The following is a 16,797-nucleotide window of genomic DNA, read 5'->3' as shown; positions in this document are numbered from 1 at the left end:
GAGATCACCCATGTCCGCGCACTGCTGCGCCGAGTCCCCAGCGCCTGTGCGGCGTATCCGGACGCCGCACGACTGTTCCCGGAACTATTGACGGCGACCGGTCGGCCCGCCTACCCCGAGGGGTACGAACTCATCGGTAAATATTTCCAATTCGTCCGAGATTATCACAACAATGTAATCGAGGAATTCTTTCTGGCAACCAGAGAGTTTGACAAACACGATACATACACGCGGCCCAGTGTAGCCGCTCTAGGAACTTTCAGCGCGAATGCATACTATCTTATCGAGCACGACAGGGTCCACCCTTCGAAAGATACCGTCGACAGCCTGATGGCTGTAATACCACCGCCGCACGGTGTTACCAGAGACGACCTTTCCGAATGCTACTCCGAGTTGCCGCGGGAATCGTTGATATTCCCGGGCACATCTGCGACAGAATCTTTCGGCGAATATCTGAGATACTTCCGAGGAGTCAACAATCTTGCGCGAGGGGAAGCCGCTGAGATATTCGGCCTCTCCGGGCATGCTGTGCATTTGCACCAAACCGGTGGAACTCAGCAGGTCGAAGAGCTGCAGATGCTGCACCACTACGATCACGTGCTGCACAAGGCGGGACCCTGGAACGATCTCGCCGTGGCGTGGGGCTATACCTATCGAATGAACCCCGCGGGAGAGACCGATCCCGACTCTGCTGAATATAAAACTCTGTACGAATGGATCCGAGCGGAACGCTTGTACCGTCGGATGACATTGACACAGTTCGACGAGCAGGTCGGCAGCGCTGGGCTCTGGCGTAACCTCGATTCAAAGGGATATACCCGACGACTCGTCACTATCCGAAAAATTCGCGACAAGCTGGGCATTCCGAACGAAACAGTTACAGCCGTAATTACGAACCACTATCGACGCTCAAATCTTCCCGCCGTAGATACAGCCGACGACCGACTCATCTGGGATCTTATCGCGACACCCGTCGGATCCCCTGAGGAAGAAGCTGCGCGTAATCCACTGGTCGAAAAATATGCTTGGATCGCGACTACAGCAGCCAACCGCTGGCGAAATGCCGATGAGTACGACGATCTCGTCCAACGCGGTCTCCAGGCGATCATTGTCGCCACCGGATACATCATTCCGGGAAGCAGCTTCCCGAGGCTTGCCTGGTCTCATGTCAACTTCAGAATGCGCGACGCTTATGTTGAGAGCAGGCAAGCGGATGCGAACAAGGAATCCCGCGAGTTACTCCGCACGGTTAAGGCGTACATTAGTCAGTACGCCAACGACAACCACCGGGAACCGGATAACGACGAGATCGCGGCAGCGACAGATCTCACCGTATCCGACGTAATCGAGGCGAGGGACATCCTGAGGCACGGGATGGACTCATTGGATGCGCCGATGACTGAATCCGGCATAGACCTGCACGATCTTCCGGCTCAGTCGATATTTGCGGGCAGTGATCACCCCTCCTTCGGCGATCCGCAATTCGACGAGGACGACAATTCACAATTCGAGGATGCCGTCGCGGAGGCACTTGCGGACCTGCCCGATTCCGCTCGCGCCAGGGAGTTCGTAATGCTCCATTTCGTGGACGGCTGTCCGCTCGGCGAAGTAGCGGAGCGTCTGGGGATCGCACTACCGGCGGCGGAGCAGCTACGCGATCAGGCGATCGGACGGCTCCAGACCGCATTCGCCGACCGCTGGCGCCTCCTGATCGGGACGGCGACACCGCAGATTCAGAATGACGCCACCGATGAGACCCGCACGGAACCGGACAACCGCGGCGCGGAAACCACCGCACAGCCCAGCGAAGTACAAGGGACTACCGACCGCCGCACCGGCGGACTCCCGGCCAACCCACTGCCGCCCGGGGTCGAGCTTTTCCACGACACCGTCCCCAACCCGCTCGACGAGCACTTCCCGCACACGGGCTCGGCGAACAAACGACGAAATCTCAACAATGAGATCCTCGAATTCCACCACCAAAACAACGGTGACGACCACCGATTCTGGGACCAACCCGAACCTGCACCCACCCCCGACACCCAGCCCGGAACAACCAACGCCGCCGCATCGGCCGCGACCGGGGGCCCGCTGCCGGTTGGCAATGCCGCCCCGGCAGGGGTGTCGATCGTGTCGGTCGAGGATCGCTTTCTGGAGTGGTGCCGGGCGCGACTGAGCGACGAATCCGGGCAGCCGGGGCAGAATCTCGCCGATTACATCGCCATGCATCACCTGGAGATGGGGCAGGTGAGGCGCTGGTTGACCAACGCGGGCCTCGACGCGACCGCTCTCGACAACATCGCGGCCGAACCCTTCCCGGTCCCAGTCGGCGGCGAAAAGGCGGTTTGGCTGGCGGCGGCGCGCCGCTACCTTGCGGTGTCCCCGGAGCGGATGGACGAGTTGCTCGGCGCCACCTCGGGCACATGGCAGGCCGCCGAACAGGGGCAGAACGAGTTGGAAATCGCGCAAGTGCGAGCCCTGCTACGCCGCGTACCGGGTGCCCGGGATTGCTATCGCGGCGCCGCCGCGTGCTACCCAGGTCTACTCGACGCCGACGGAAAACCGGAATTCCCGGAAGGCTATTCCACCGTCGGCGAATACCTTCGATACCACCGCAATTCGGAAGGTTTGACACAGCGCCGGTACGCGGAACTGACCGGAAGTTCCAAGCTCAGCGTCACCGACCGGGAGACCGGGAAAAAGAAGCCTTCCCAGGCGGCGCTGCTGTCGATCGCGGCAGCCCTTCCATTCCCGCATGGCGTGACTTACGACGAAATCGCCGAGAACTTCCTGTACCTGCCGAGGGCGACGCTGCTTTTCCCGGCTTTCGCAGCGACCACATCGTTCGGCGAGTACCTGCGTTACTTCGGGCGGCTGAACCATCTCGAGAAGTGGACTGTGGGAACAGTTCTGGAGCTCCCGAATTCAACCGTGCGCGACCACTACAACGACGCCAGCGAAACGCTCGAAGATCTCGTCGTGCTGGATTTCTATACCCGCGGTCTGCACCGCGCCGGACCGTGGAACGACCTGGCCGAAGCGTGGGGATACAGCTATCGGATGGATCGCGGCGGAGAGACGATTCCCGATCCGGCCGAATATGATTTGCATAATTGGGTGAAGGCAGCACGCCTGTATCGCAGATTGCCCCAGCACGAATTGTCCGCACTTACCGGGCAATCGCAATCGTCGATCAGCCAATTCGAGACCGGCTCCAGACCCGACGTTACTTTCCTGCGCACGCTGCGCGATGCACTGGATATCCCCAACGAGGTGCTGGTCGAAGTGCTTCGGCGGCATTACTCGCACGACGTCCCAGCGGGCGACGCGACCGAGGAACAGTTTTTCTGGGAATTGATCGCCACCCGTCCGGGGTCCGACGACGAGAAGAATATCCGCGGCCGAATCTGCGAAAAGTACGTATGGGTCGCGCAGACCATGGCCAAACGCTGGCGTATTCCGGGCGAGCAATTCGACGATCTGCGTAATATAGCCTTTGCAGCGATTCTCGTCGCCACCAAGAACTTTGTCCCGCCCGGTGATTTCGCCCCAGCGGCCTGGTCGGCAGCACATCACGCCATACGCAGGGCTTTCTTCGAATACCTGTATCCGAAAGTGGACCAGGAGACACGGCATCAGCTGATGCGCGTCCAGGAGTATGTCAGCAGACGTTCCAGCGCGACCATGACCGAATCCGATGTCGCCGAAGTGGCGATGGCGCTGGACCTCGATCCGGCGGAAGTCACCGAGCTACTGACGATGCTCGGTTACCGAGAGATCCGGACCGACGAGCCGATCAAAGGTAAACGAGGTACCCACACCCGCGAATTCGCCGATCAAAGGGCCGAACTGCCGTTCGACATGGCGGACTTCATAGACGTGCTGAGCACGGCTGTAGCCGACATGCCCGACTCGGATCGAGTCCAACAGGTCATGGAGTTCCTATTCGTCGACGGCTACACCGAAGCAGAGATAGCCGGAATGCTGCGGATGAAACTCGCAGCCGTCCGGCGCATGAGCGCTGCGGCCATCGAGAGGCTGCGCATCACCGTCGAGCGAGACAACCTGTCCGACCGGCCCGACGAGTCGCGAGTAATCGGCCCACGCCAACTGTCGGCCGCGTCCGGTTCCACCACACAACCCGCCGATGCCTATGCCGATTGGCTGCAAGAGCTGACCGATCGGGGGGTCGATACCGAACGGACGATGTCGGACCTGGCGATGATCTGGGAGTTCCTCCAAAATGATCCGAAGTGGGCGTTCGATCCAGAACGGGACTATGGTGCCATCGTCGTGTTCGGTAGCCCGGACGACGGTGCGCCTGCCGTAGTCACAAACTTTGTTCTGGAGCAGGGGCTCGATGAAATCCCGGTAGTGTTCTCCGGTTGGAACTCCGAGGCCGCCAAGTTCAGATTGGGTGCGCAGAAACTCGGCCTTGGCTCCCACCGCATCATCGAGGAACCGCACGCCCGGAACACCAGGCAAAATGCGGCGTATTCGGTAGCTCTGCTACAGGAACATGGTCATGATGTCGAATCCATCATTGTCTTCTGCACCCCGCAACACGCTCGGCGGGTGTGGGCGACCGTCAGGCAGCAATGTCCTGACGTCCAGAACATTTCGATCGTCGGGGCTCCGGTTTCGGTGGAAAACTACATCCGCCACGGACTGCGATCAGATTCCCACCCGGAGCCGACGCCACACGAAGTCGTAACGGAGATCCTGGCCGAGATAAAGGGCCTACTGGAGTCTCCTAGCAAAGGGCACATCGTCGAGCAGGAAATCCCGCGCGAAGTACTCGCGGCATACCGCAACGCGACCGAGACGTTGGGTATCCCCGCCGCGAGCAATCTCACCGAGTATGTGGCCCGCCAGTCAGGGGGCAGCGGCACGACAGCCGGCGACGGGATCCCCGACACCGTGCACGGCGATGCGCCCGCACCGCCCTTGCCGGTCGACCACATCGACAACAACCCGCTCGACGCCACCGAGGTACCCGAATACCTCCGCAAATGCCTCGCCCAAACCGTCCGCACCACCTGGGCCATCGGCTACGACAACGCCACCATCCCCCACCACAACGCCCAAACCTGGAAACAACTCGAAAACAGCCTCCACGCCGGATTCACCACAACCACCACAACCAACCCCCTCACCCACATCCTCGAACTCCTCAACGCCCTCCAAAACCCCGACAACAACATTGAAGCCATCACCTTCGTCATCGACGACGGCACCACAGCCCACAGCTTCCTCGCCACCTCCGAAGGCCTCATCTTCGACACCAACACACCCCAACCACCCACCACCCCAGGAGAACAACGCACACCACGCGTCCGCCACCACACCGAATGGCAACAAACCCTCCCCCAAACCTTCCCCCACATCAAAGACGCCTACTACCTCGAATTCACCAAAACCACCACCGGCCAACTCGAGCCCATCCGCCGATCCGACAGCAACGGCCCCACACCCGAACAACGCCAACACCCCATCCTCGGCAAACCCAACAACCCAAACCAACCCAACCCACAGAACAAACCCACCAGCAACGACGAAAACACCACGAGCCCAAACGATCCCGGAACCAAGCAACCGGAAAGCCCGGCCGACCCCTCGTCGCCCGCCGATCGACCGACGGACCCCTCGACGCACGCGCCTGCGCGGCGCACAGATTACGACGCGGTAACCGTACCGGCGGACGATGATGCGCTGGATGTCGATCTCATCGAGGTCGATGTGGATTCGCGCGGGTGGGTCTGCGCGGATGGCGAGCCGTACCACACCGAACACCCATTGGGCGACAACTTCGTACTGCTTTCGACGGGCGTGCTTCTCACCGCACCGGATACATCACACGTTGATCTGTACCTCGCATATCTCGAAAGGCACTCGATCGCACCGGATTCCGAGGACGCGCCCGGCGTCAGCGGATACGGATTATGGCGAACCAGCGGCCGTATCAAGAAGGTCGATGCGTTCTGCGAGGGCTTCAGCAAGTGGAACGACGATCCGATGTTCCCCGCACAAATTCTGGACTCACTGCTCGATAAAGGGGCGGACCTCACACGCTGCGAATTCAATACCGAGTTCAGCGCCGATCACCAGGGCTTGGTGTGGCGCGGTGAGTCGGCCCAGATGCCGGTCGGGCAGGTGCTCCGGGACCGCGGCCGCGACGCGGGAGTGCTGGCGAGCGGTTACGGCGATCTGTTACCCGTCGGCCTCCGGATGGCCTTCTGGATCAATCTCGCCGGGCTGGAGTCCACACCAGATGGAATCGCACTCACCTGGGTCCTCAATCCGGTTCGCTCCGACCCCGGCCGAGTCGCCGTGACGTTGAGCCGGAACGGCGACGTCGTGACCGCCCGGTACCAAAACGTCGATCTAGGCCGAGATCCGGCACGAACCATCGCGATACTGCAAGTCCTGCACGAGCGATTGGCATCGTGGCTGACCGAGTCGGGTGCCGTGTGGGCCGAAGGCAGCGGAAATCCACCTACGGAAAACATACGCGCGGAGGAGATCCACGAGCCGCGCCCGGACGTTGCGCCGCCTTATGCGGAACTGATGGTGCGCGCGAAGGAGCATGGCGCGTACAACACGGAGGCCGCCGAGGAAGCGAAAGCCTGGCTGGCCCAACAGCATCCGGACCTGCCAGCCGGGGAACTCGAGGTCGCCTGCGCCACGCTCGCCGCGATGGTCGACGACGCACTCCAACACCGCATCGGCAAGGTCCATGTCAGATCACAAGTAACCGACGGAGTGCTGCGCGTAACTCTATTCGATACCACCAGCTCCGCTGCCCCAGTCCCCGAACCAGTTGCGGCAGAAGGGTATTCCGTCTCGATGCGATCCGGCGTCGACCTTTTCAGGCATTCCGATTCGGGCTGGCGGCAAGCGGTGTGGTTCGAGATGACACCCCGCACGCCCAACATAATGGCCACAGGTGAACTCCTCCACCTCCCCAGCAGCACCCTGACACCACCACCCAGCGAACTCCGCTTCGGCGCAGACCCCCGGCCCGCACCGGAGCAGATCAGAAACCGGATCAAACAGCATGTCGCACAAGGGGATTCGGATCGAGCCATTCTTCTGATCAAGAAGAAATACGGCGCCAGGGTGTTCGGATGGGTGTCGGCCGATATCGGAGAGCACCAGGCGGCACGGGATATCACCGACAAGGCCTGCGCAAATGCCGTCGCCCGCTTCGGCCAGATCGGCAACCTCAGCGTCGAGGAATGGGTCTTCCGCAACGCCGGTAACCTCATGACAGAACATCGCAGGTTCGTCCAGTTCCGTCAGCGGATCTGGGATATCTTCGTCGCCAGCGCCGACGTCGAGGCAGACGGACCGGCAAGCCGCGCGCTGGCCGTGGCGGACCGCAGCCGGATACAGGACTGCCTCCGCGCGAACCTCGCCTCCGACCAGCAGCGGAAGATTGCCCTGCTGTGGCAGACGCGGCCCGACGCCTCGACAGATCCGTTGCCACCCGCCGACGTTCAGAACGCGGACCCATTGCTGTGGGGCGCTGTTCGGAAGTTGGCCGTCGCGATTACTGCCGCACACACCGGGACGAATCTGGCGGTTGCCCGGGCCTCCGCATTCGTGACCCCGGCGCGCGAGTCGAGCCAGGACGACGCGGCGCTCGCATTTTCCGAGCAGCAGCTCGAAATACTTCAGCTGGCAGCGCGCGGATTGTTCCCGCACGAGATCGGGAAAGTCCTCGGAATACCACATACGACCGTAGAAGAAGACCTCGCGAATATATCCGGTGAACTGGGGGCCGATGATCTCACTGCCACGTTGGACGAGGCCAGACGTGCGCATCTCGTCGACGACGAACACTTCACGCCGACCGACCAGCAAATCCGGCTTCTGGAGCTGGTTGCGGAAGGCAAGACGAACTGGGAGATCGGGGAAATCCTCGGCCTGACCCCGGGCACCGTCAACGTGTATCTCAGCCGTCTGGAAGCCGAATTCGGCACCGGTACCCGGGCGGAGCTCGCAGCCACAGCCATCCGGATGCGGATCATCGAAAATCGAAGCAGTTCAGCGGCCGACGTTGTGAGCGTGGACGATGACCTGCGCCAAGTCGAATTCGACCTGCTCGCAATGACCGCGAAAGGAATGTCGAACAGACTCATCGCCGAGATTCTCGGCATCCACGAGGTCAGCGTGGGCCGTTACTACCGCCGGATCAAGGACAAGCTGGGCAGCGAGAGCCGGGCAGCACTGGTAGCGAGGGTCCTGCCGCGTCTCGCCGCCCGTACCGTCGACGCGGACACCGAGCTGTCCGATCTCGAAAAACAAGTCCTTCGTCTGGTCGTGAACGGCTTGCCGAATACGAGTATCGGGAATGAGCTGGGACTGCCGGAGCACGCGGTACCCGGTTACCGGGCGCGTATCGCCGTCAAACTGGACCTCTCGAGTCTGAACGCGATGATCGAGGCGGGACGGCACATGATATCCGGCGATATTCCCGAGCACCTCCGCAAATGCCTCGTCCAAACCGTGCGCGCCGCCTGGGCCATCGGCTACGACGACGCCGACATCCCCACCAACAACAACGCCGAAACCTGGAAAGAACTCGAAGACAGCCTCCACGGCAACTACACCAGAATCCCCACAACCGACACCCCCAACGCCATCAACGATGCCATCGCCCACGCCATCGACACCCTGGAAAACCCGAACAACAACATCGAAGCCATCGCCTTCGTCATCGACGACGGCCGAAACGCCCACAGCTTCCTCGTCACCTCCGAAGGCAAAGGCAAAACCCTCGTCTTCGACACCAACATCCCCACACCCAACGAACAACAAACCACCACCACACCCAACCAACAACCCAAACGCATACCCCGCGTCCGCGACCGCGACCAATGGGAACAAACCCTCCCCCAAACCTTCCCCGATATCAAAGACGCCTTCATCCTCGAATTCACAAAAGACGAAGAAGGCCGCCTCCACCCCAAGCCTCGATCGAACACCCACGGCCCCACCCGAGAACAACGCCAACACAAAGTCCAAGGCCCACCCGCGAACGAAGAATCCAACCAACCAGCCGACGCGAGCGATGACCGACAGCGAACGAGCGAGTTGCAGAGCGAGTCGGATGAGTCGCGGACCACGCAAGGGAGCGGCGAGACCTCGAATAACCCCGGCTCGCATGAGCCTGCCGGTGCGGCCGAACAGCCGGACCACCCCGACACGCTGCTCATGCGGGTCGTGCTCCAAGAAGTGCGAGAGCTGGTAGGCGCCGACCTCGTAGCACAGGACATTGCGGCCGAGGCATTTTCGCAGGCGGGCGAGCAGGGTGCCGAGGCGCTGCTCGCCGTTGCCCGCGAGCTGGCAGTAGATCATGTGCGCTTCGCCCGATTCCGGCAGGCTCTGCTGGTCGCTCTCATCATCGACGCCAAGGTCGACATTTCCGATCCCATGGTTCGCGCCCTGGCCGAGGCGAGCAGAAGCGAGCTGGAACGCTGCCTTGCCGAATTACCTGACGAACGTGGCGTTCTGCGGGCACGATTCTGGGACGGGCTCGCTCGGCGACAGGCCGCTGATCGGCTGCAACTGGACAAGGCACCGTGGGCGGTGGAACGCCGCGCACTTCGGCGCGTCGCAACACAGCTGGCCACGATCGTCGCCCTGCCGGAGTCGGACGACCAGGTATCCGAATTCGCACCGGCCCCAGCGACCACGCGCCCGATACCCGGTCCCCTGATCGAGGATCTTCGCTTCCTGGGCGGTGGAGACGGTGTCGATATGCCACATGAGATGGCAGAGGCGATCATCGCGGAAGCCCTGCGCAACCTGTCGTCGGCTTTGGACGGCAACTACAATCTGAATATCCGGGTCGGCTCATTTCTGGTGCGCATACGGAAATCGGGCATCGACAGTATGGACACCAGACTTACTTCCGAACCACGAGTGATCGAGTGGCTCGCCAAACGCGGGATCGACGTAAAGATTCCACGGCTGTACTACATCATGAACGGTGTCGTGCTGCCCGATGGCACTGTCGTCGACGGCGTGCAGATCCAGGGATTCGTGGACAATGCACGCCTATTCCACGATCTGCCGGAAAAGCCGATCGCGATCGTGGTGGCGAGTATCGCAAAACTGCATGCACAGACCAAGGGGTCCGGAAATAGGCTGAACCTCCTGAGCTTCGTCCAGAGACTGGTCGATGAGAAAATGTCCGTCTTCGCGAGGTCGCGCGAACAATACCGGGATACTTTCGACGCGCTGGGAATCCCGAGCGATCCCTTCGCACCCGTTCTGGCGATGGTGTCGCCGGGACAGAATATCGATCCTGTTCTCATACACTCGGACGCGCATTTCAAGAATATTCTCTACGATCTCGACAGCACGGTGACGCTCCTCGACTTGGAACTCGCCAGGCCGGGCGACCCAGCTCTCGACTGGGCCCGCCTTCGCCTGCTCGAGGGGGCCGGCCCGAGCGCGGAACTGCTCCGGCGGCTGCTGCCGCGAACGGAGCGCGATGACATATACGACCTGCTGTCGCAGATCGAGCGAACCCTCATCGACACCGTTCGACACAGGCGCGCGGCGATGTTCGGTCTGCTCACTCCCGAGATGATCCATTTCGCGGAAACCGAGTTGGCGAGCGCGTTCAGAGCGGCCAGACGGAGCCAAGGAATCCGCGGCCCCTTGTCCAGGCAGCAGTATTTCGAAGCCATCGGAGTTTGGAGCCCGCCTCCCGCGCAGATTACCGGCCCTGAGATGCTGGCCACCGACATTGATCCCCTCTATTACGTCATCGGCCCGCCCGGACGGGCTGAAACCGCGATACCCAGCTTCACCGACGCGTCATTCGATGAATTATGGGAATGGGCTCACCAGTTGCCGTTCGATGAGCTTCAGCAAGTCTTGGCTACATTGCGCGCCGAAATCACCGCTGTGCTGGCAGATTTTCACCGTGGTATGAGGTCACCTCGAGTACCGACAGGTCCGGCACGAGCGCTGAACACGATTACGTTTGTACTCTGGGAGAGAATCTCCGAGGGAATAGCGTTCCTCGGCGATGCTCAGTACCTCGAACTGCTCGACGACGCAGCGCTGTCGGAGGTGACGGAGTATTTCGCGGGGTGGGCGCCGATTGTCAGCGAAATGCACCTCGGGGCACGCGCGGTGTTCGACTGCATCGGCAGCCTCCGGATGCACTATGTGCCACCTCCACTCCTTCACGAACTTTCGGTATCGGCTGGGCAACTCGCGCATAAGCTGGAACTGCTGGCCGGGTCGGCGGACCCCGGAGATACCCCTGGTCCCGCCGGTGCGGACGATTTGAGGACAGCACGCCTCGCGCACCTGATTTCGGCGATGAAAACCGTCGGGTACCCACAAGAAACTGCTTTCTACACCGATGTCGCCGACACCTATCTGCGGTCGTTGCGGCACGAACTCGACCCGGCGGTGGCCGACGCCTTCAGCAGGCTGCCGGACCTCGCGACAGTGTTCGCTCGCGCACAAAACGGCGCCGAGCCGGACTTCGCCGCGGCGGCAGCGGCCTATCTGGAGTGCCTGGCTACGGTCACGCGATACTACTTGCTCAGGACCAGTGACTACGCATCCGGTCTCGAACATCTCGGCCGTCTTTCCGAGACCCTGCACGCTATCGATGCGCGTCTGCATGGACACCAGGCGGCGCACACCGCCGCCGCCGCGCGCGAACTGCACGAACAACTCGAGGCATCGCAATTCAGGTCGTTTTATGTGCGGCCACGAGTGATGGCCACCCGCGCATATGACCGGCTCTTCCTCGACTCATCTTTCGGCGACGCGATGGATCAGACCCTGGCTCTCCTACACGGGATAAGCAATCCTCCGGTGGCGGACCTGCCGACCCGCCGACCCGGGCCTGCCGCTGGCGGCTCCGGCACACTCCCCGGACACAACGCCGCCGAACCCGAGCCCTTCCACCATCCCAGGGACAACCCGTTCGCCGCTGAACGCCACCGCCTCGCCGGTGGAAAACGACCGCAGCACCTCGGTAACCAGTTCCTGGCCTTCCACCACAACGACGACGTTCCCGGCGACCCCGTGCAATGGGATAAACCGCACCAGCATCGCGACGTCCCATCGGAGCCGAACGAAAATGCCTCGGGCACAAGCGCATTAAGCCGAGGCGACCAGCAGGCGGCGGCACAACCACCAGCCGACGATCCCGCGAGCCCGGTGGAACATGTACCGCCAGAACCTGACGAAACATCGTCGCCGCATACCCACGAACAGTTCGTCGTCCGCGACACCACCGATACGACCGAGAACCAGACCATCAGTGCCGCCCATCCGGCGCGCGACCGACTACTGCGGTTGCTGGGCGAACGGTTCACCTGGCTCACCGACGAGCAGGTCGCGGCAGCGAACGTGCTGTTCACGCAGTTGGTTACGAAAGCGAGGAAGCAGCCGGACACCCGGATCGAGGCCGTCGTGACGGCGACGGACGAACAACACACTCGCAAAACGCGCGTCGAAGTGGTCACCATCTGTGCGCCTGGGAGCACCGAGGCGCAGATCGATGATGAGCCCACCATTGCGCTCAGGGCTTTCTCGGACGATTTCGGCACCACTCGATCCGAAAGCGGCACCCGGCATTCCGCCTGGTTCGAACTCCATCACCAGTTGGAGACAGCTCCCGAACAAGCACCGCCGCCCGCGGCCCGGGTCGGGAGAAATCCGCATTCCAGCGACCTCGACGAGGATGCGGTATCCGGTGTGCTGGTCGTCGACTCGCGTTCGCCCCGGCCGGAAACTCGCGAACGGCCTCTCGGAATCAGCGGGACCGTCGTCAGCGCGGAGACGCGGTCCGGTGTGCTGGTTCTGCATGCCTCGGAAACCGTGCGGTGGCGCGAGATCGATGATGGACCCCGTAGTACGACAACAATCACGATCGATACAGGAACCGGAGATCCCCCAGTCGACTGCCGAATCGAATACGCACTCGACCCGCAGGGCACCGCCCACGCGTGGATCGAGTTCTACGGTCCGGTTGTCGCCGGTCCCCACTTCGATCGAGTGTCGAGGATGATCGATGCGGCCTTGCACACCCGTTTCCCAACCAAAATGATCGCGGTCCAGCACGGCCGGGATTGGTTGGGTTCACATCGGTATATCCGACCAAGAACACTTGCGCGGCAGGCGACACGGGACGCGGACACCCGCATCGAAGTGGCACACAGCCCATCAGGAACAGGAACCGAGGCCCCAGCCCGCGGTGCCGATCCGCGCGATATAACTCAGGAGCAATTCCGCGGTTCGTACTGGCGAGCGGTATTCGCCGCGAAGTGGTTGGCAACGAATCAGCTCTTCGAACGCCATCGCCTCCATCGATTCTCCTGGCCAGCGGCGGCGCACGGCGCCGCAACGACGGATCTGACCTGGTCTTTTACGCTATCTGACGCCATCCGGACCGATCCGGCTGTCGAGCCGCTGTTGCAGGCATTCTGGACCCTGTTTCCCATGGATGAGGGGGCTCTGACCGCGCAAGCGGTGCGGGTGACGAACACCGCCGACTTTCCGAAAATCTTCGAGATGTGGCCCGAGGAATACAGCTTGTACAGGCAGTACGGGTCTCCGCTCGGCGCATCGGCGGAAACCGTCCGCCGAGTCGCAGCGGACAACGTCAGCCTCGCGCGCCTGGAAGCTTTGGCCACTACGGCGCAAGGACCTCGGCTCGCGCAGACACTCCGTCGGTTGGCCACGGAACTGGCGCAGTTCCCGGCCGACCCAGGCCCGATCTTCGAAGGCTTGCACGATGAAAACCGCGCCGCATGGGCATGGCCGACCCAACTGCGGTTCGACTTCGAACAGCGCAGGTCTGAATCCATCGAGCCGATCCATTTCCCGGTGCCCGACGATCTCGTCACCATCGCGACCACGCCGCGAATGCGGCCGACGGAACCGGTAGCCGCCTCGGCTACGGCCAGCCGACCGGCGCCCCTCACGCCCAACGATCTAGCGAGAATCATCAACCGCCGACGCCCGGCGATCGCGTCTCCAACGCCGCTCCAGGACATAGTTTTTCGACAGGTACAGCCCATTGTGGGCTCGGCCGAGGCGGCCGATGCCATTACCACGGAGGTGCTCGCGGATCACGCGGACAACGCCCCGGAGATGGTCATCGTCCACGCCCGCAATCGCGCGGTCGACCACGTGCGATCCGAACTCTTCCGACAGGCCATGCTGCGCGCCTTGATCGAATTCGTGAAGGTCGACCCCGCCGACCCCTTGGCCCGCGCGCTGGCACCCGGACGGAGCAGCCGTGAGGTCGAACGCGGTCTGGCGACCCTGTCCGATCTCGAGCGCGATTACTTGACCGCAAGGTTCTGGGACGGCTTGACCCGCAACGAGACAGCCCACCAGATGCAGGTCGACGAACCTCCGCGCCAGTTGGAACGTCGCGCACTACGCCGACTGGCGGCGGCAGTGGCAGCGGTCGCTCTCGAGAACGAGGGCGACGCCCCAGAGCACGCGAGCGGCGCGGTACCGGAAGCCGACACATCCATACCCAACCTGCGTACCAATGATCAGTACATGCCGATCGGTGGAACGACAGGCCAGACCATGCCCGACGAGATCGCCGCGGCCCTTCTCGAGCAGGGACTCAACAGCCTGTCGACCGCGATGGCGGGGAGTAAGAACGAAAACGTCCCGGTCGGCTATGTCGACGGGAAGCCACAATTCATGGTGCGCTTTCCAGCGGCCAGCGGGGACGACCTGGACAAGGTCAAGCTCGTCGAATGGCGGGTCTATCGGAAATTCGCAGAGGCGAACGAGCCATCGGTGCCGCGGGTGTACCGGGTGTTCAACGACGTCCAAATGCCCGACGGCCGCCGGATCGACGAGGTCGTTCTCATGGAGTACCTGGATGCCGAACAGCTCGCCGAGGTAATGGATCGCGGGGGCCTGACCGACGAAGTGATCGACGAGGTGGTCGAACTCTTCAACGCTCTGCACCGGCAGACCTTCCTGGGGACCGGGGACCGGCGAAAGCTCATCGACGAACTCGTCGCCGAGGAAATGGCCAATATTCGAGCGGCGCTGCCCGAACTCGCCGATTGCTTTGCCGCGCTGGGGATCCCGGAAAAACCGTTCGAACCGGTGGTGCGTTGGATCCATTCGGGCGTCATGTCGTCGGAGTGGTTCGCGCCGTTCGCGATCGTGCATCTCGACGCGCATTTCCGGAACTTGCTCCGCATTCTGCGCGGCAACCGAGCCGGTAAGGTGGTCGCGGTGGACTGGGAGCTGGCCAGGCCCGGGGATCGCGTCATCGACTTTGTCCGCATGTATCACCTGACCGGTGCCGGACCGGCCGCACAGCACTTGCGGCAGACGGTGTCGGCATCGCCGAATGTATGGGATGTATATTTCCTGTTCTTCGAGATCCAGCGCATCATTCACGACCTCATCCGACTTCGGCGAGCAGCGAAGTACGGTCAACTCACCCCGGAGCAGATCCAATTCGTCGGCAACGAATTGCGCAGTGCCTTTGCGACTTCCAGACCGGCATGGGCGCAGCACCCTGATCTGCCCAGCACACGGATCTTCGACGCCCTCGGCGCTTCGGTGCCGCCCGCGCGATGGTTTCCGCCGGGCGACCGTGCGACGGCACCGGCTCGAGGCGACGACGCCGATACAACAGAGATTCCCCGCGCGATGCCATTGCGGACGGACATCGCGATGCCGGACCTCACAGCCACCTTCGAGCAGCTCGAGCAGTGGGCCTCTGCGCTGCCCTTCCACGAGGCTCGACTGCTGATGGCGCAGACCCGGCAACAGGTCACCGCCCATCTGGCGGCATTGCATCGTGGCGATCCACCACCGATCGCGGAGTTGACCAGCGCGGCACGGGTACTGAACGCACTGACTACCGCATTGGCGAAATACCTCGAAAAGCAATTCATCGCCGCAAGCGAATTCGGACTCGACCCGGGCGTCTTGAACAACGAAGCACTGTCGGAGATGTTGTTCACCATCGCTGGCTGGAAGCCTGTCGCCTATGAGATGTGGCTGAGCGCGAGCCTGGTGCTCGACAGCGTCGGCGCGGTGCGCGACCCGCGGTCCAGGCCGCACCCGCTACACCACATCCCGGTGCCGTTCTGGGAAATTCATCGCCGTCTGGAACAGATTGTGGAGGCGGCACACGAGGCCAGGGACGTCGTCTCTGCCCGCAGCTCCAGCCGGGACGACCCCCGCCGCGAGCGCTTGATCGCGCTCCTCGAGCAGACAACGCATGGACTCGTGGAATTGTCCGGTCTGCGTGTTTCCAACCGGTACCACTCGGCTGATATCACCTTGCAAGTGCACTCGGAGGGGAACTTCGCCCCCGAACTCGTTGATGTCTTCGGAAACCTGCGCGGCCGAGCTAGGAAGTATCACGACAACGGGTTGGCGCGAGACCGCAATGATCAACGTTTCGCCGCCACAACCGAACCTTATCTGCGGAGCTTGATCACGGCGGGAATGTACGTCACGAACCAAACCAGTCGCTTCACCTCCGGGCTCCACCACTTCGGCCAGGCTGCCGATGTGCTCGACGAGACCGCGCGTCGCTTTCCAGTGCACTGGGCGCCGCGCACGGCCGCGCGCGAAATCCGTCGCCTGCATGACGAACTCAGCGCACTCCATCGCGAACTGCCGCCCGGACTGCGCGGGGAGCGGATGAGCGAGGCTGTGGCCGAGCGACTGATCTACCACGCAGAAGCCGATGAAGCGCTTCAGGAGACCCTGCAGCTGCTCCGCCGCGAAGCGGAGGCACCCCCGTCGTCCTAG

General features: G+C 62.3%; 1 protein-coding gene (only partly in view). It reads left to right on the top strand.

Translation table 11 applies throughout. The features are described 5' to 3' along the window. Positions 1-16,797, top strand: the 3' portion of a protein-coding gene (locus ACQPZ2_RS13465) for an MFS transporter (protein WP_433525826.1). 41,466 nt of this gene lie to the left of the window's left edge; 16,797 of the gene's 58,263 nt are visible here — the last part of the coding sequence; its start codon lies off the left edge, out of view; the stop codon is at positions 16,795-16,797.

This window comes from Nocardia pseudovaccinii (genome assembly GCF_050942345.1).
Taxonomy (GTDB): domain Bacteria; phylum Actinomycetota; class Actinomycetes; order Mycobacteriales; family Mycobacteriaceae; genus Nocardia; species Nocardia pseudovaccinii.
The sequence above is the reverse complement of the archived record's forward strand: the minus strand, read 5'-3'. Positions and strand labels throughout refer to the sequence as shown.